The organism is Rhodanobacteraceae bacterium (assembly GCA_016713135.1).
Taxonomy (GTDB): Bacteria; Pseudomonadota; Gammaproteobacteria; order Xanthomonadales; family SZUA-5; genus JADKFD01.
The window spans coordinates 1-15,614 of sequence record JADJPR010000009.1 but is presented as its reverse complement, the minus strand read 5'-3'; the positions used below and the strand labels follow the sequence as shown (position 1 = coordinate 15,614).

The following is a 15,614-nucleotide window of genomic DNA, read 5'->3' as shown; positions in this document are numbered from 1 at the left end:
CGCCCAGAAACGCGGATGGCGCGTCAGCATGCGCCGCAACTGGTACAGCGGACCCGGCGTCGGCGCGCGCGCACGCGTGCGCCGCGCAGGTAGCGTTGCAGGTCGTCGGCGAATGCGTCCGCGCTTGGGTAACGACGCGCCGGATCGCGCTCCAGCGCCTTCAGGCAGATGCGCGAGCGGCTCCGGCAGCGTCGGGCGATGCACGCGCGGCGAGGCGACGTCCTCGTCGAGCACCCGCGCGAGCACCTCGGCGAGGCTGCCGTGGCCATGCGGCGGGCGCCCGGTCAGCGCGTCGTAGAGCGTGGCGCCGAGGCCCCAGACGTCGGCGCGCGCGTCCACCTGCGCGCTTCTCGCCGCGCGCCCTGTTCGGGCGCCATGTAGGCGGGCGTGCCGAGCACTTCGTGGGTGCCGGTCAGCGTGCTGGCGTCGCTGGCATGGGCGATGCCGAAGTCCATCACGACCGCGCGCGGCTGGCTGCCGCCAGCGTCGAGCACCATCAGGTTGGCGGGCTTGAGGTCGCGATGCACCAGGCCGGCAACGTGCGCGGCGGCGACCCCGCGCGCGGCCTGCTGCAGCAGCTCGACGATGGTGTCGACGGTGAGATCGCGCGCAACGATCGAGGTGGTGCCGTCCAGCACCGGCATCACGATCCAGGCGCCGTCGTCCTCCTCCTGCCATTCGAGGATCGGGCACACATGCGGGTGCGACAGCCGCGCCAGCAGTTCCGCCTCGCGCCGCAGGCGCTGCGCAGGCGCGGATCGGCGACCGCCACGGTCTTGATCGCCACCTCGCCGCCGCGTGCCGCATCGTGCACCCGATAGACCGCGCCCATGCCGCCGCTGCCGAGCAGCGACAGCGTGCCGTAGCGCGCGATCAGCCGCTGTTCGACCTGCGCCACGTCGCTGGCTACTGCAGCACGATCTCGACCCGCCGATTACGCGCGCGGCCGTCTGCGCTGGCATTCCCGGCGGCCCGGCGCCAGCGGGCCGACGCCGTGCGCCGACAGTCGCGCCGCGGCCACGCCAAAGCGCTGCACCAGCGCGGCAAGCACGCTCGCGGCGCGCTCCGCCGACAGCTTCTGGTTGTGCGCGAAGCCGCCCTGGCTGTCGCTGTGGCCGACCACGTGAGCGTCAGCGCAGGACGCTCCGCGAGCAGTTTCGCGACCTGCTCCAGCGCCGGGTCCGAGGCCGCCTGCAGGCGCGCGCTGTCGGTGTCGAAATAGATGCCGTCGACGACCACGCGGCCGTCGCGGTCGAGCGCGCTGGCAAGCGCCGCGGCGTCCGCCACCACCAGGCCCTGCTGCATCGCCTGCACTTCGACGACGTGCAGGTGGTGCACGCTGGGGTTGATCGCGAGCGCGACGTAAGCCTGGCGGCCCTCGTGTTCGAGCCTGCCGGTGAAATAGCGGACATCGGCCACCGCGCCGACGTTCATGCCGTTGATCGCGTTCCACGACGGGATCTTGCGCCAGCCGACGCCGCTGCTGGCGCAGGCGTCGCGGCCGACGCACTCGTAATCGACGCGCATCCCGGCGCGCTCCAGCGCCTGTTTGCAGTTGGCGGCGATCTCCAGGGTCGAGCGCCCGGCCGGGTTGCGGTAGGTGAGCCGCGTGACCCTGCCGGCCAGCGCTTCGGTCTGGCTGGCGTCCTCGCGCATGCCGACGATGCGCTGGTACTCGGCGTACTCCAGTACCTCGCGCTTGCTCTGGGTGGAGCCGGGTAGGCGCTGACCAGCGGGTGGTCCTGGGCGCCGGCCGCGACGGCGACCAGCAGGGCGAGCAGGGGCGGCAGACGGCGCATCGACGGATCTCCGTGGTCGCGAGGGTGCAACCATAGCGCGCAAGCCCGCCGCATGCCTGCCGGGTTGCGTCGCGCGACTGCGAAAGCGCCGTCTCAGGATCGCGACGGCGATCGCAACCGCGGCATACAAGGTATTGATAGTACGCGCCTTTTGATCGTGGGTCCGGTTGGCACGCGGCTTGCGGAACAGCGCCATCGCCGCCACCCGAGCCGCATCGATGCCCACTTCTGCCGCAACTCCCGCACCGTTCCCGTGCCATCCGGTCGTGCTCGCCCTGTTGCTGCTGCTGGCCTGCGCCCGGCTCGCAGCCTGGCCGCTGGACGCGGGCTTCCGTCCGCAGCCGGACGACAGCGTGCTGACCGTCCTGCAACAGGCCGACGGCCGCATCCTCGCCGGCGGAAACTTCGGCATGGTCGCCGGCGAAGCGCACAACCGCCTGGTGCGCGTGCACGTCGACGGCAGCCTGGACGCCAGCTTCGCTGCGGCCGCCGATGGCGCCGTGGTGGCGAGCGCGCAGCAGGTCGACGGCCGGCTGCTGATCGCCGGCCTGTTCGCCAGCGTCAACGGCCAGCCGCGCGCGCACCTCGCGCGCCTGCTGGCAGACGGCAGTCTCGATCCGGGCTTCGCGCCGCAGGTCAACGGCGCGGTCGCGGCGCTGCTGGTGCTCGGCGACGGCCGCATCCTGATCGGCGGCAGCTTCACCCAGGTCAACGCCACGGCGCGCCAGCGGGCTGGCGCGCCTCAACCCCGACGGCAGCCTCGACAGCAGTTTCTCGGCGAACGCCAGCGCGAGCGTGCGCACGCTCGCGCTGCAGCACGACGGCGCGGTGCTGGTCGGCGGCAGCTTCACCACGCTCGCCGGCAGCCCGCGCCAGCGCCTGGCGCGCCTGCTGCCGGGTGGCGCGCTCGATCCCGGCTTCAATCCCGCGCCGATGGCGATGTCGACGTGCTGGTGCAGGCGGGCGACGGCCGCATCTACGCCAGTGGATTGTTCGCCACGGTCGGCGGCCAGCCGCGCGCGCGCATCGCCGCGCTCGCCGCCGATGGCAGCGTGCTGCCGGGTTTCGCCGCCAGCCTCGACCTGCCGGCGGCGGCGCTGCTGCCGCAGGACGATCTCGGCGTGCTCGCGGCGGGGCCTTCGCCAGCGTCAACGGCCAGCCGCGGCGTGGCCTGGTGCGGCTGCGTGCCGACGGCAGCGTTGATCCGGCGATGAGCAGCGAACTGGACGACGACGGCTGGGCGCTGGCGCGCCAGCAGGACGGCCGCGTGCTGGTCGGCGGCGCCTTCGATCATGTGGGCGGGGCGACCGTTCCGGCGCTGGCGCGGCTGCACCGCGATGGCCGGCCCGATGTGTCTACGCTGTTCGGTTTCGACATCGCGCCGATGGCCTTCGTCGAGCAGGCCGACGGCGCGCTGCTGGTGGCCGGCGAGTTCGCCAGCGCCGACGGCCAGCCGCGCAGCCGCCTGGCGCGCCTGCGCGCCGACGGCCAGCTCGATCCGGGCTACGCACCGGTCGTCACCGGCTTCTACGTGCGCGCGCTCGCCGTGCTCGGCGACGGCAGCGCGCTGCTCGGCGGCGACTTCACCGCGGTCGCTGGCCAGAGCCGGCGGAATCTCGCATGGTTGCGGGCGGACGGCAGCGTCGATCCGGGCTTCCTGCCCGCCGCGCTCGACGCCGAGGTGCGCGCCGTGCTGCCGCTCGATGATGGTTCGGTGCTGATCGGGGGCAACTTCAGTTCGATCGAAGGCCTGCCGCAGCAGGGCCTTGCGCGCCTGCACGCCGACGGCAGCCACGACGCCGCTTTCACCACCGCCACCGACGCGCGCGTGATCGCGCTCGCCGCGCAGGCGGATGGCGGCGTGGTGTTCGGCGGTGCCTTCCTGCAGGCGGGCGGCCTGCCGCGCAGCCGGCTGGCACGCCTGCGCGCGGACGCCAGCCTCGATCCGGCCTTCGACCCGGCCGCCGACGGCGTGGTGCACGCGCTGGCGCTGCAGGCCGACGGGCGCATCCTCGTCGGCGGGCACTTCCAGACCATCGATGGCCTGGCGCGCCCCGGTTTCGCCCGCCTGCGGGCGGACGGCAGTGTCGATCCCGGCTTCGCGCCGGCCGTCGGCGGGACGGTGCAGGCGATCGCGGTGCAGGCGGATGGCGGGATCCTGATCGGCGGCCAGTTCCTCGAGATCGATGGCCAGCCGCGCAGCCGGATCGCGCGCCTGCGGGCGGACGGCAGCCTCGATCCCGCTTTCGCGACCGCGGTGGACGGCATGGTGCAGGCGCTGGCGCTGCTCGGCGACGGCCGGCTGCTGATCGCCGGCACCTTCGGTCAGGTCGGCGACCTGCCGGCACCGGGCTTCGCGCGACTCGCCGGTGCGCAGGCCGCGCTCTCGCGCCTGGACTTCCAGTCCGGAGAGCTGCGCTGGCTGCGCGCCGGCGCCGCGCCGGAACTGGTGCAGGCGCCGGTCCTGCAGGTGGAGCACGCCGGCGTTGCGGTCGAGCAGTTGCCGATGACCCGCATCGCCGGTGGCTGGACCCGCACCGGTATTGGCGCGGCCGCGCCGGGAACCCTGCTCGGCCTGCGCGTGCGCGGCGTGGCGACCGTCGCGAGCTCGGTCGGTGGCAGCGGCCCGGATCGAGGCGCTGCTGCTGCGGCCGGGCGAGAACGCGGGGCCGCAGGTATTCGCGAATGGCTTCGAGTAGTTGCGCCTGACAACCGGGCGCGACGCGTGAGCCGCTCACTGACTTCCGCATGGCGCTGCACCTGTCCAGCGACGCCGCGACCGAGGTCAGAGCGCCGACGATGCGCTCGCTGAACTGCGCGAGCGCAGCGCCAGCAATATCGGCCTGCTGCCGAACCCGATCACGATCACCGCCGGCGGGCCGACGATCTCGCGAACGGTTTCGAGTAGGTGCGCTGGCGCAAACCGGCGAGACGCAAGGGTGCAACTCCCCGCCCGGCGGGAGGAGTAGCGATCCACGTTGTCACCGGGTCCAAGCCGAGCTTGCTGTTCGGCGCCACCAAGCGATTGAACGCCATGGCGCGGACCAGCGGCATCGAAGCGTCGGCGAGCGCTGCGAAAGCAGAGGTTTGGCGCATCGCCCAAGCCCAACTGCCACCAGATCTCGGGGACGCTCCGCAGCCGCGCTCACCCCGCGTCGTGCCGGCGCGCGCACGCGACGCCAGCCGTCTGGCGCATGCAGCTGGTTCGCTGCCCGGCGCTTGCCGGCTCAGTTCGTGGGTTCTTCCGGCAGGACCGTGCTGCGCGTGCCCGCACCGAGGTCCTGGTACTCGGCGCGATTGCCGCCGCCATCGAAGGCAGCGCGCGCGAGTTCCGCAGCCAGCGCCATGCAGCCCGCCGGCGTGTGCGCATCGCCCGGCACCAGCGACACCATGCCGATGCTGGCGCTGACGAAGGCGCTGCTGGACGAACGCACGTGCGGGATCTCGAGCGCGTTGACCGCCTGCAGGATGCGCCGGGCCTGGGCCAGGCTGTCGATGCCTTCGATCAACAGGGCGAACTCGCTGGCGCCGCGACGCGCGGCAAAGTCGCCGCCACGCCCGAAGGATTCGTCGAGCGTGCGCGCGACTCGGGTCAGGCATTCGTCGGCAGGGCTGCTGCCGTAGAAGTCCGTGTAGCGGTCGAAGTTGTCGAGATTCACCTGCGCGATCGCCAGCGGCAGCGAGTACCGCTGCGCCCTGCCCCAGGCACGCTCCAGCTCCTGGTCAAAGCGGCGCGCATTCGGGATGCCGGTCAGGGCATCGGTCGGCAGGTGCTCGGCCAGCAGGTCGACGTAGCGCTTGAGCGCCAGATGCGTGGCCACGCGGGCGCGCACGATCGCCGGCCGGATCGGCTTGGTGATGTAGTCAACTGCGCCGAGCGACAGACCGCGCGCCTCGTCCTCGTACTCGGCCAGCGACGTGACGAAGATGACCGGCACGTGCTCGGTACGCGGCTCCGATTTCAGCCAGCGGAGCACTTCGTGGCCACCGATCCCGGGCATCACCACATCCAGCAGGATCAGGTCGAAGGGACGCTCGATCGCCAGTTCCAGGGCGCGCGCGCCGTCGGTGGCGAAACTCAGCTCGTAATCCGGCAAGGCGTTGATCAGCACTTCGATGTTCGCCGGCTCGTCGTCGACGATCAGGATGTGGGCGCCGCCTTGTTTCGGACTGCTCATGATCGCACGCCTCGTGATGTCTCGGCCTGGTCAGCCGGGGTCTGCCTGCCCGTCAATTCCGCCAGCAAGGCCGCGGCCTGCGCGAACTGCAGGGCGTCGATGTGCTTGCCGACAGCCGCCAGCGATGATTGCAGTTCGCCGCTGCTCGCGTCGAGCAGCGCGCGGAACTTGCCACGCGCACTCACGCTGTTGCTCGCCAGCGCCTGCGCGAGTTCCTCGAAGTCCGGCGCGGCAGCGGGAATGACGGCTGCCGGCTCGTTGCGCTCCGGCGCCGCCATGCACGCGCGCGTCCGATTCGTCGACCTGGCTGAAGGGCTGGAACAGGCGCTCGAGGTCGGCTGGCGCAATCCCGATCCCACTGTCGGTCACCGCGAAGCGCAGCAGCGCGGTTTCCCCGGGCGTGTCGCTGCAGTCGATCTCCACCAGCACCTGGCCGCGCTCGGTGAACTTGAGCGCATTGCCCGTGAGATTGATCGGCACCTGGCGCAGACGCATCGAATCGCCGACCAGCCACTTCGGGACCTCCGGCGCGATCGCGAACAGCAGCTCGATCCCCTTCGCGCGCGCACGCTCGCCGACCACCGCAACCGCGTCCGTCAGCGCATCGTCGAGCCGGAATGGGGCCTGCTCGATGCGCATCTTGCCGGCCTCGATGCGCGAAAGGTCGAGGATGTCGTTGATGATTCCGAGCAGCATCCGTGCCGAGGCGGTCAGGCGTCCGAGCAGGCCCTGCTGGCGCGCCTGCAGGGGCGTCTTCGCGAGCAGAGTCGCCATGCCCAGCACGGCGTTCATCGGCGTGCGAATCTCGTGGCTCATGTTGGCCAGGAACTGGCTCTTCGTGCGGCTGGCCTGTTCGAGGTCGTGCGCCAAACCGGTCAGCCGCGCGTTGGCGCTGGCGAGCTGCTCGCTCTGCGACTGCACGAGCGCATTCTTCACGCGCAGCACCGGTACAGTCGCTCGACCGCGAGATGCCGCCAGGCCAGCAACAGCAAGACCCGAGAATGGCGAGACCCACGGTCAGGAACAGCTCGAAGCGATTCTGCTGGTTGACCAACTCCAGTTCCGCGACGGTCCTGGCGTGCGCGAGGTATTCCGCCCGCTGGCGCTCCTCGCTGAGCTGGAAGCTCGCGAGCAACTCGCCGACGCGCGCGATCGCCGGGCGGCCGAGCAACTCGTCACGCAGGCGGTAGTGCTCGAGGCCCGCCTGCGCGGCCAGCAGCGGCTCGCCGAGCGCCGTGTACACCCGCTGCAGCGCTTCCTGGGTGACCATCAGGCGCTGCCGGTTGCGCTGCTTGTCGTAAATCCTGCGCGCCGCCTGCAGGCGTTCGAGCGCGAGTTCCGGTTTGCCCTGGGCCAACGCGAGCTCACCTAGCCGGGTGTAGACATGCGCCTGCATCGGCTCGCGGTTCAGGCTTTCAGCTCCTGCCAGCGCCTCGTTCAAGCGCGCTTCGGCGGCGTCCAGCTCGCCCAGAGCCGCCAGCGCCCGACCCAGCTGGAGCAAGGCCGCGACCCGCTGCAGGGCCGCCGCAAGTTGCTCGCGGGCGTCCGGACCCGAGACCACACCCAGCACCCGCTCGGCGTAGCGCTTGGCTGCCTCGGGATCCGCGCCCGCGTCGTTCATGAAACCCGAGTAGCTGACCAGCACCGCCATCAGGCCCGCCGGTGTGCCGCTGCGCTCCACCTCGGCCAGTGCGTCGCCATAGCTGCGCCGGGCCTGGTCCGTCTGCTCCAGCATCTCGTAGAGCTTGGCGATGTCCCGGTACGGACGCCAGAGACTGGGTGGCGGAGTCAGGCTGCGGCGCAGTTCGAGGCTGCGGACCTCCGCCTTCAGTGCGGCGACGTATTGCGCTTCGCGGCGGCGCAGGCGGGAAATCCGCGACCAGGTGTCCGCGGCATCGACCGTGCGTCCCAGGCGTTCCAGTTCCGGCGCGGCTGCTTCGAGGTGGTCGAGCGCCCGCGCCCGGTCGTTCTCGCCGATGATGATGCCGAGAAGCAGGTGGGAATCGGCGATCGACCCATCCAGGCGCGCGACCGTCACCAGCCGCAGTCGCGCGCTTTCGGCCGCTTCCGCGCGCTGCCAGTCGGACGCCTTCAGGAAACGGTCGCTCCATTCGAGCAGCGTCGCGGATTCCGCGTGGATATCCGCGCAATCGGCGAGCAGATCCACCCAGGCCTGCAGGCGGGCCTTCGCCAGCGCGGGATCGAGCTCCGAGTCCGCGCGCGCCTGCTCCAGCCTCTGCGCCCGCTCGATCGCGCCCGGGCAGGCGCGCAGCCCGGGGGACGATGCGAGGGCGGCCACGACCAGCAGCACGCGGCTTGCAGGCGGCAGGTCCAGGTGTGACTCATGGACGGAGCTGGCGCATCGGGGTAGGCGGCGAACCGGGCATGGCAGCTCACATGATCGCACCTGACGACAACGGCTGGCCGTTGCTTGGCGCGCGGTTGTTTGCAGGCCGGGCCAGGGTCGTCCTCGCCGTCCGGCAAGGCGCGGGCGCGCGGTCGGACGAATGCCGGGGGCGATCGACGTCGTTCTGACCTTATGATCGGGCCAGGCCAATCCGGGGCGCCGCCATGCATCTCTTCGACCTCGCCGCGATCGTCATCAGCGCCGCCGCGCTGTTCGCATGGATCAATCACCGCTGGCTGAAGTTGCCGACCACGCTCGGCGTGATGCTGCTTGGCCTGGTGCTGTCGCTCGCGCTCGCGCTGATGCGGCGCGCCGGGCTCGATTTCGCCAGCGATGTCGAAACCATGCTGCACCAGATCGATTTCGACGAGGCCCTGCTGCACGGCATGCTGAGTTTCCTGCTGTTCGCCGGTGCGCTGCACGTCGACCTCGAGCGGCTGCGCGAACAGCGCTGGGTGGTGGCCACGCTGGCCAGCGTCGGCGTGCTGATCTCCACCGCGGTGCTCGGGCTTGGCGCCTGGTGTGTGTTCACCGTGATGGGCATCCCGCTGCCGCTGGTGTGGTGCCTGCTGTTCGGCGCGCTGATCGCGCCCACCGATCCGATCGCGGTGATGGCAACCCTCAAGCGCCTGGGTGCGCCGAAGGCGCTGGAGATCAAGATCGCCGGCGAATCGCTGTTCAACGACGGCATCGGCGTCGTCGTGTTCATCGTGCTGCTCGGCATCGCCAACGGCAGCGCGCCGGCCAGCATCGAGGGCATCGGCAAGCTGTTCCTGTTCGAAGCGGTCGGCGGCGCCGTCTTCGGGCTGGTGCTCGGCTGGATCGGTTTCCACCTGCTGAAGCGGGTCGACAAGTACGATGTGGAGGTGCTGCTGACGCTGGCGATCGTCATGGGTGGCTATGCGCTGGCCTTCCGCCTGCACGCCTCGGCACCGATCGCGATCGTCGTCGCCGGCCTCTACATCGGCAATCACGGACGCGCGCTGGCAATGTCGCAGCAGACGCGCGAGCGCCTCGACGACTTCTGGGAACTGATCGACGAGATCCTCAACGCGGTGCTGTTCCTGCTGATCGGCGTCGAAGTGCTGGTGCTGACCTTCCATGGACAGTACCTGGTCGCCGGCCTGGTCCTGATCCCGGTGGCGCTGCTCGCGCGTTGGGTCAGCGTTGGGCTGCCGATCGCCGCCTTCCGCATGCGCCACGCCTTCCCGAACGCACCGTGCGCATCCTGACCTGGGGCGGATTGCGCGGCGGCATCTCGGTGGCGCTCGCGCTATCGCTGCCGCCGGGGCCGATCCGCGAACAACTGCTGATGGCAACCTACGCGATCGTGCTGTTCTCGCTGCTGGTGCAGGGCAGCACGATCGGCCGGCTGTTGCCGAAGTCCGCGACGCACTGATCGATGCGCTTTGAACTGCTGATCGGCAACGACTCGGCGCGCACCCGCTGTCTGCTGGATGGCACGCGCGAGTACACGCTGGGCAGTGACGCCGATTGCGAGCCCTGCATCGCCCTGGCGACAGTCTCGCGCCGCCACGCGACCTTGCGCCTGGAACCCGTGCCGGCGATCCGCGATCTCGGCGCGCGCAATGGTGTCGAGATCGACGGCGTGCGCATCGCGCCGGGCGACTGGGTGCGGCTGCCGGAAGGGTGCGAGTTGCGCCTCGGCCACGTCCCGCTGCGCCTGCGGGCGCTCGCCGAGGGCGACGCCGAGGTGGCGCTGGCGCTGCCGCAGGCGGACGCGCCCGCGACTTCGCCGCTGCCGGCCGTGACCCTGGCGGCGGGCGCCAGCGATCGCTTCACGCGCAAGTCGCTGGCGCCGCTGCTGCGGCTCGCCGCCGCCGGCGCCGGTCGCGTCGAGTTGGCGCGTGCGCTCGGCGAAGCGTGGATGCGCTTGCTGCCGCTGCGCGCTGGCGATCGCCGATTCAGCCGATGCCTGCCTGTTCCTCGCGCGCACCGACACCGGCACACCCATCGAACTCGAACACGAGGACCTGCGCGTACAGGCCGAGCTGGCGCCGGGCCAGGATCCGGCCGGGTTTTCCCACCTCGCCGAGCTCGCGCATGCGCTGCTCGCGCTGGCGCGCCCGGCGCGACGCGCGCCGCCCGCCGAGGCGGAGATCGAATGGCCCACGCCGCAACCGCTGGATCCGCGCGTGCGCAAGCTGCACCGGCAGGCCGCACGGGTCGCCCGCAGTGGCATCCACGTGCTGGTGCGCGGCGAATCCGGCACCGGCAAGGAACTGCTCGCGCGCTTCCTGCACGCGCACAGCGGCCAGCCGGAGACGCCCTTCGTCGCCGTCAATTGCGCGGCCTTCCCGGAGGACCTGCTGGAGGCCGAGTTGTTCGGCGTCGAGAAGGGCGTCGCCACCGGCGTCGACGCACGCGCCGGCCTGTTCGAGCGCGCCGACGGCGGCACCCCTGTTCCTCGATGAGATCGGCGACATGGCGCCGAGCCACCCAGGCGCGCATCTTGCGCGTGCTGCAGGAGCGTGAAGTCTGGCGCCTTGGCGCCCGTAGCGCGGCCGGCGCGCGTGCGCGTGGTCTCCGCGACTCACCGCGATCTCGCCGCGATGCGCGCCAGCGGCGCTTTCCGCGACGACCTCTGGCACCGCATCGCCGACTGGGAAGTCGAACTGCCGCCCTTGCGCGAACGGGTCGCCGACATCGGCAACCTTGCGCTGCACTTCCTCGCCCGCGCCGCCGCGGCGCGCGGCCTGCGCGTGCGCGGCATCAGCCAACGCGCGCTCGACGCGCTGCTCGCGTGGCGCTGGCCCGGCAACATCCGCGAGCTGGAACGCGAGATGCAGCGCGCGGTCGCCTTTCTCGACCACGATGCGGCACTCACCGCCGAGGAACTGCGCCCGGAGATCCCGCGGCGCCGCCACGGCCGGGGAAGACCTGGCCAGCCAGCTCGCCCGCGAGGAACGACGCCTGATCGAAGCGGCGATGGCCCGATCCGGCGACGATGTCGACGCTGCCGCCGCGCGCCTCGGGATCCGCGGGCGACGCTGTATCGAAGGCTCGCGACCTGGGGCGCTGAGGGCGGGGGAGCGCCAGCAGGGCTGAGAGGCTGCGAGATTTCCGGCTTCTCACGCGGCCAAGGACGGGTCGCCCCTGCCGGTGCGCTTTTTCGCATCGCGCTGGCCACGAGGGCACGAGGGCAGTTGCAGGCTGACGCTGGCATGGCTGCGACCGCTGGCGCGCAGGCTCGATTTGGCGTCAACCGGGCACACACGGCTTGGGCACCGGGCCGCGCTACGCAGCTCGGGGCTGCGCTACGGTGTGTTCGCCTGCGCCGCCAGCAGCAACACCGGCCGTCGGCCGCTCACCTCGACCCGTTGATCGCGCACGGTATCGACCTCGTCGTTGTAATGATCGCGCAGGACCTGGCCGTCCTCGAAGACGCCCGCGACCGGTACCACATTGTTCTTGCGCCTGAGGTCCAGGGCCACCAGCGCCGGCGCGGCGCCGTGGAGCGTGCGCGAGAAGACCAGCGGCCTGGCTTGCAGTTCCTGATGCACGCCGGCGCCCACGGCCGGAAAACGCTGGCGGAACTGTCCGAGCTTGCGCCAATGGGCGAGTATCTCGGCTTGCTCCTCGACCGCCAACCAGTCCATCGACGAGCGCAGGGTCGCATCGCCCTTGGTGCCGGGGACCACCAGACTGCGTGAAAGTTCGTCGCCGTGGTAGATCTGCGCCGCCCAGGCGCCAGCATCAACTTGATCGCGGCATTGAAGGCATCCTTGCGCGCAGGGTCCAGCGGACCCATGTCGTCGTGCGAGCTGATGTAATTGACCACGCCCTTGCCGGCGAATCGGCCCTGCAACTCCTGGTGGTACTGCGCGAACAGCGCCCCGGCAGGCTGCGCCGCGTGGGTGGCAAAGCCCATGTTGATCAGAGCGTCGAAGCCCAGCTCGTAGAAGTCGACCTGACGGTCGCCGTAGTCGTAGGCCAGGCCCTCCTCGGCGGCGTTCTGGAATCCGGCGACGCCGTAGTTGAAGACCTCCCCGAACATGTAGAAGGGGCGATCGGGCCTGATACGATCGGGATTGCGAGCACGCCACTGCGCCAGGGCAAACTCGGCCTCGCGTTTGAGCACCGCCCAGATTTCGGGGTCGACGTGCTTGGCGGTATCGATGCGAAAGCCGTCGATGCCATGATCGCGCACCCAGTCGGTCAACCACTTGACCAGATAGTACTTTGGCGCCCGCGGCAGATTTCGTGCGCTCGAAGAAGGTATCCAGCTCAGCCGGTTCCTGTTCCAGCCGGCCTTCGGAGCGCCACTTTTCGACCAGGGAAGTCGGGCAGTTCGACCGGCTCTTCGGATTCGGTGCGGATGTCCTGCAGGGTGAAACTCCAGCTCGCAGGTGGCCGTCGTGGCAAGCTGGTGTAGGTGCACGCCGGACCCGGACGCACCAGTCGGCGGGCCACTTCGGGTCGATCTTCGTCGGCGCGCCGGCGTGGTTGAGAATCACATCCTTCAGCACCCGCAGGCCTGCCGTGGGCTGCGGCGATCATCTTGGCCATCAGCGCCTCGTCGCCCAGATTGGGATCGACCGGTCCAGTCCTGGGCCGGTAGCCGTGATAGGCGTAGGTCTTGCCCCATTCGTTCTCGCCGACGTGGCCATGGACGTTTTCGATCAGCGGCGTAGTCCAGATCAGCATCCACACCAGGGCGTTGAAATAATCCGATTCGATCTTGTCGATCACCCCTGGATATCGCCGCCGGCGAAACTCCGGAGGGTGTCGGCATCGGGCATGCGTCCCACCGATTGGTCATTGCCCGAATCGCCATCGTCAGCGATCAGTCATCAGGAAGTCGTGGCATTGCGCCGAAAGGATCAAGGCGGCAGCCCTGTCACCCGCGTTCGAATCAGGCAGCCACAAGCAGCGGCCCGGTACAGACCGATCGCATCCACGATATCGACATACAAAGCCCCAAGCGATCGGAAAGCAGGCAGTGTCCCGAGCCGAGGCGGCCCTGTCGAGTGACTGCAATCGTTTGCAGCGCCGGCGCGGCACTGCGGCGGTCAGCACGCGGCCGCCGGCGCGGTCGGCCGTCACGCCACCAGAGACACCGCGTGCTCCGGAGCCGCGCGACGCCAGGCCGGGTCCTCGCGTCCGCCATCCAACGGGCCTAAACCCGCGACGCGGGCGCCTGGCGCTTTCCTGACGGGGGTCGGGAAGGGCATCGCCGCTGCGCCCTTGAACCGAGTGCGGTCCTGATTCGTACCAATCCTCATCGCGGGAGCGCCCCAAGACAACCGCGTTTGGACAAGGGTCCAAACCCACGCACAGCAAGCTCGCGGCATCTGTGGGTTCGGACCTTGTCCGAACGCTCTTCGCATCGCGGCTCCGGTCAGTGGTTTCCTCATCGGGGTTGGCTCCGGGCTTCAGTCAGGTGAGCCCGGTAGCAGCGAAGTGGGCATTCGTCCTCGCGCTGGCGATCGGCGAGACGGCGGCCTGCTCCCGGGCCCTGGCATGTTTGCCCAGGAAGGCGCCAGCAAATCGCTGGACAGCAAAGGGAATCGGTGCCCGCAACAGCTGCGTCGGGTTGCCGCCGACATTGCCCGGCAGGATCGCGGGCGAAGCTGCCGTCCCTGCGAACTCGTGCGCGCCGCGATCGGCCGTGCCGCCGACGCGCCCGGCACGCTGGTCGTGGTCGGGTGTCGGTACCAACGATCGGCACCTGGGTGGGGGTTGTTGTCGGCCCCGGATCTACCGCCCGGTCAGGCTCAGTCGCAGGAGAGCATGGCGCCACCGGATTCGGTGAAGGTCAGGCAGGCGGCAGGTTCGCGCTTGCGGTAGGTGCAACTGCGCTCGATCAGTTGCGTGGAATTGCGCCCGCGCCCCGTTCGACCTGGCCCTCGCAGGCCTCTGCGGGGAGCGCACCGTTCGATGCGCGTGGCGCCCGGGGTCAGCCGTGTCGCGGGATCGAACCAGCCGCCGGGCGGCGTGCTGCGGTCGTGGATGTGGATGTTCTGGGCGGCGGCGTTGCGCAGCCTGACCTCGACATCGACCGCGGCGTTGACCGGCACCGGCTGGCGCGTCAGCTCGGTGCTGCCACCGGCGCTGTCCGCACCCGCAGGCTCAGCGTGCGCGGGCTTCCGCTCTCGCCGGTGCCCAGGCACGCACGAGTTGCAGGCTGCGGTTGCTGGTGCGCGTGCTGTAGGGACTGCTGCCGTCGCCGAAGTCGAGCGCACGTCGAAGGGCGCGGTGCCTGGCAATCGCGATGCTGATCGCATGATCGATGCAGGTGGACGGCGCAGACGGCGAATCGAGGGTCGCGGCGAGCGCCTGGCTGGCGACGATCGGGATCAGCAGTGCGGTGAAGCCGTCGTTCGCCATCGAAGACGGTTGCGCGCGCTTCTGGTGACAACCTGGAGCGGGTCGAAATCGCATCTGCCAGTCTGCCCGGCGAGCCTTCGGGTTCCCATCCTCGTCGCCCCGGCACACCAGGGGTCCGTCGAAAGGGCGGCACGCCGCCAGCGCGGTCAGCACCAGGTCCACGTATCTCGCATTCAGCGCCAGGCTGGCGGGGGTTTGGCCTGGATCGCCGGGCGCGGCCGTCTGGACAGATGCGCGCGACGCGCCGTTCGGCGGCTCCGTAGGACCGGGTGGCTGACGCTCAAGAGCGAAGAACTGGTCGGGCGCGCTCGCGGTACCGATCAGCGTGCGGTAAGCACGCGCTGGCGGCCAAAACCGAGGCTCGTCGGAAAGCTCCGGATAGTCGTCGCCGGAGTACTCCTCGCCGTCACGCGCACGCCAAAGGCATTCGGCAGCCCCTGCAGCAGGCGGTCCGGACCGAGGATGGTCATCGCGCAGCGGCCCGGTGCGTAGCTGAACACGTGCCGGGTCGTGGCGACGCGCCCGTCGGCATCTTCCACGCGCAGTTCGGCTGGCGCCGCCGGTCACGGTCAGGTGACGTGCGTGAAACGGTGGTGCTGCTGGCATCGATACTGCTCAGGTGTTCGCCGTCCCAGGTGGGTGTGCGGGCGCCCGCCGATCGCGGCTGCGCGTCGAAGCGGGTTGTCGGCCCCAAGAGAGCGCTGGGTGGGCCGGCAGAATGCGGCGCATCGGAACAGGTCCGCCAACTGCGCCGACGCGCGGTCACGGCGTTGCCGCGCTGCGTTCGCTCGATGGATGCAGCACCTCGGCGCTGGATTCGACGGGCGCCAACCATCAGCCGGACATCACCGTGTTGCTGGTCGATTGCACGACGCGATC

The 15,614-nt window shown here is 70.4% G+C and carries 17 protein-coding genes and 7 pseudogenes; 12 read left to right on the top strand and 12 right to left on the bottom strand.

Going from position 1 to position 15,614, the window contains the following annotated elements:
• The 3 genes from IPK27_10055 to IPK27_10045 form a co-directional block, all read right to left on the bottom strand.
• Nucleotides 1–339 (bottom strand): hypothetical protein (locus IPK27_10055; protein MBK8067945.1); only part of this gene is annotated, 339 nt, incomplete at its 3' end.
• Nucleotides 285–962 carry a serine/threonine protein kinase gene (locus IPK27_10050; GenBank protein MBK8067944.1) on the bottom strand — a complete coding sequence of 226 codons (678 nt, stop codon included), beginning with the start codon at nucleotides 960–962 and terminating at the stop codon, nucleotides 285–287. The genes IPK27_10055 and IPK27_10050, both read right to left, overlap by 55 nt.
• A complete protein-coding gene (locus IPK27_10045; GenBank protein MBK8067943.1) occupies nucleotides 935–1,123 on the bottom strand; it encodes an OmpA family protein in 189 nt (62 codons plus the stop codon). The genes IPK27_10050 and IPK27_10045 overlap by 28 nt, the downstream gene beginning before the upstream one ends.
• A gap of 200 nt (nucleotides 1,124–1,323) precedes the next feature.
• On the opposite strand from IPK27_10045, the gene IPK27_10040 reads away from it, so the two are divergent.
• The 6 genes and pseudogenes from IPK27_10040 to IPK27_10015 all read left to right on the top strand — a co-directional run bounded on the left by IPK27_10040 (nucleotide 1,324) and on the right by IPK27_10015 (nucleotide 4,611).
• On the top strand, nucleotides 1,324–1,722 hold the full coding sequence (locus IPK27_10040) for a hypothetical protein (protein ID MBK8067942.1): 399 nt from the start codon (nucleotides 1,324–1,326) through the stop codon (nucleotides 1,720–1,722).
• 295 nt (nucleotides 1,723–2,017) lie between these two features.
• Nucleotides 2,018–3,013: a delta-60 repeat domain-containing protein gene (locus IPK27_10035; protein ID MBK8067941.1), complete on the top strand. Its 996-nt coding sequence runs from the start codon at nucleotides 2,018–2,020 to the stop codon at nucleotides 3,011–3,013.
• Nucleotides 3,010–3,156, top strand: a pseudogene (locus tag IPK27_10030) (delta-60 repeat domain-containing protein). Before IPK27_10035 ends, IPK27_10030 begins: the two are co-directional and overlap by 4 nt.
• A 57-nt stretch (nucleotides 3,157–3,213) precedes the next feature.
• Nucleotides 3,214–3,456 (top strand): annotated as a pseudogene (locus IPK27_10025) (delta-60 repeat domain-containing protein).
• A 36-nt stretch (nucleotides 3,457–3,492) separates the two neighbouring features.
• Nucleotides 3,493–3,753, top strand: a pseudogene (locus IPK27_10020) (delta-60 repeat domain-containing protein).
• A gap of 30 nt (nucleotides 3,754–3,783) precedes the next feature.
• Nucleotides 3,784–4,611, top strand: coding sequence for a delta-60 repeat domain-containing protein (locus tag IPK27_10015; GenBank protein MBK8067940.1), 828 nt, complete (start codon nucleotides 3,784–3,786; stop codon nucleotides 4,609–4,611).
• Between the two features lie 415 nt (nucleotides 4,612–5,026).
• Here the strand turns inward: IPK27_10015 and IPK27_10010 are convergent, their stop codons facing one another.
• Together IPK27_10010 and IPK27_10005 are read right to left on the bottom strand one after the other, a co-directional pair.
• Complete coding sequence (locus IPK27_10010; GenBank protein MBK8067939.1) at nucleotides 5,027–5,977, bottom strand: diguanylate cyclase; 951 nt, start codon at nucleotides 5,975–5,977, stop codon at nucleotides 5,027–5,029.
• Between the two features lie 30 nt (nucleotides 5,978–6,007).
• Nucleotides 6,008–6,913: a hypothetical protein gene (locus IPK27_10005; protein MBK8067938.1), complete on the bottom strand. Its 906-nt coding sequence runs from the start codon at nucleotides 6,911–6,913 to the stop codon at nucleotides 6,008–6,010.
• Between the two features lie 142 nt (nucleotides 6,914–7,055).
• Between IPK27_10005 and IPK27_10000 the strand changes: the two genes are divergently transcribed.
• A complete protein-coding gene (locus IPK27_10000; GenBank protein MBK8067937.1) occupies nucleotides 7,056–7,349 on the top strand; it encodes a hypothetical protein in 294 nt (97 codons plus the stop codon).
• Here the strand turns inward: IPK27_10000 and IPK27_09995 are convergent.
• Nucleotides 7,272–7,598 (bottom strand): annotated as a pseudogene (locus tag IPK27_09995) (tetratricopeptide repeat protein). The gene IPK27_10000 and the pseudogene IPK27_09995 sit on opposite strands and share 78 nt — an antisense overlap.
• Before the next feature lie 950 nt (nucleotides 7,599–8,548).
• Here IPK27_09995 and IPK27_09990 point away from each other — a divergent pair.
• The 5 genes and pseudogenes from IPK27_09990 (at nucleotide 8,549) to IPK27_09970 (ending at nucleotide 11,453) form a co-directional block, all read left to right on the top strand.
• Nucleotides 8,549–9,783: pseudogene (locus IPK27_09990) on the top strand (sodium:proton antiporter).
• A 3-nt stretch (nucleotides 9,784–9,786) separates the two neighbouring features.
• Nucleotides 9,787–10,053: pseudogene (locus tag IPK27_09985) on the top strand (FHA domain-containing protein).
• A 199-nt stretch (nucleotides 10,054–10,252) separates the two neighbouring features.
• Nucleotides 10,253–10,819: a sigma 54-interacting transcriptional regulator gene (locus tag IPK27_09980; GenBank protein ID MBK8067936.1), complete on the top strand. Its 567-nt coding sequence runs from the start codon at nucleotides 10,253–10,255 to the stop codon at nucleotides 10,817–10,819.
• Nucleotides 10,820–10,876: 57 nt separating this feature from the next.
• A pseudogene (locus IPK27_09975) lies at nucleotides 10,877–11,017 on the top strand (sigma 54-interacting transcriptional regulator).
• Between the two features lie 202 nt (nucleotides 11,018–11,219).
• A complete protein-coding gene (locus tag IPK27_09970) occupies nucleotides 11,220–11,453 on the top strand; it encodes a hypothetical protein (protein MBK8067935.1) in 234 nt (77 codons plus the stop codon).
• A gap of 259 nt (nucleotides 11,454–11,712) precedes the next feature.
• Here the strand turns inward: IPK27_09970 and IPK27_09965 are convergent, their stop codons facing one another.
• From IPK27_09965 to IPK27_09940, 6 genes are all read right to left on the bottom strand, one after another.
• A complete protein-coding gene (locus IPK27_09965) occupies nucleotides 11,713–12,567 on the bottom strand; it encodes a hypothetical protein (protein ID MBK8067934.1) in 855 nt (284 codons plus the stop codon).
• 65 nt (nucleotides 12,568–12,632) lie between these two features.
• Nucleotides 12,633–13,097 carry a hypothetical protein gene (locus tag IPK27_09960; protein ID MBK8067933.1) on the bottom strand — a complete coding sequence of 155 codons (465 nt, stop codon included), beginning with the start codon at nucleotides 13,095–13,097 and terminating at the stop codon, nucleotides 12,633–12,635.
• A gap of 687 nt (nucleotides 13,098–13,784) precedes the next feature.
• Nucleotides 13,785–14,066, bottom strand: a complete 282-nt coding sequence (locus tag IPK27_09955) for a hypothetical protein (GenBank protein MBK8067932.1) — start codon at nucleotides 14,064–14,066, stop codon at nucleotides 13,785–13,787.
• Nucleotides 14,067–14,122: 56 nt separating this feature from the next.
• Nucleotides 14,123–14,518 (bottom strand): hypothetical protein, encoded by a 396-nt coding sequence (locus tag IPK27_09950; GenBank protein MBK8067931.1) that lies wholly within the window; start codon nucleotides 14,516–14,518, stop codon nucleotides 14,123–14,125.
• Complete coding sequence (locus tag IPK27_09945) at nucleotides 14,478–14,735, bottom strand: hypothetical protein (protein MBK8067930.1); 258 nt, start codon at nucleotides 14,733–14,735, stop codon at nucleotides 14,478–14,480. Before IPK27_09945 ends, IPK27_09950 begins: the two co-directional genes overlap by 41 nt.
• 320 nt (nucleotides 14,736–15,055) lie before the next feature.
• Nucleotides 15,056–15,235: a hypothetical protein gene (locus tag IPK27_09940; protein ID MBK8067929.1), complete on the bottom strand. Its 180-nt coding sequence runs from the start codon at nucleotides 15,233–15,235 to the stop codon at nucleotides 15,056–15,058.
• Nucleotides 15,236–15,614 lie beyond the last annotated feature (379 nt).

Coding starts and splice junctions, on each gene's coding strand:
- IPK27_10050 (MBK8067944.1), bottom strand. CDS start 962: ATGCCAGCGCAGACGGCCGCGCGCGTAATCGGCGGGTCGAGATCGTGC.
- IPK27_10035 (MBK8067941.1), top strand. CDS start 2,018: ATGCCCACTTCTGCCGCAACTCCCGCACCGTTCCCGTGCCATCCGGTC.
- IPK27_10010 (MBK8067939.1), bottom strand. CDS start 5,977: ATGAGCAGTCCGAAACAAGGCGGCGCCCACATCCTGATCGTCGACGAC.
- IPK27_09970 (MBK8067935.1), top strand. CDS start 11,220: ATGCGGCACTCACCGCCGAGGAACTGCGCCCGGAGATCCCGCGGCGCC.
- IPK27_09945 (MBK8067930.1), bottom strand. CDS start 14,735: ATGGCGAACGACGGCTTCACCGCACTGCTGATCCCGATCGTCGCCAGC.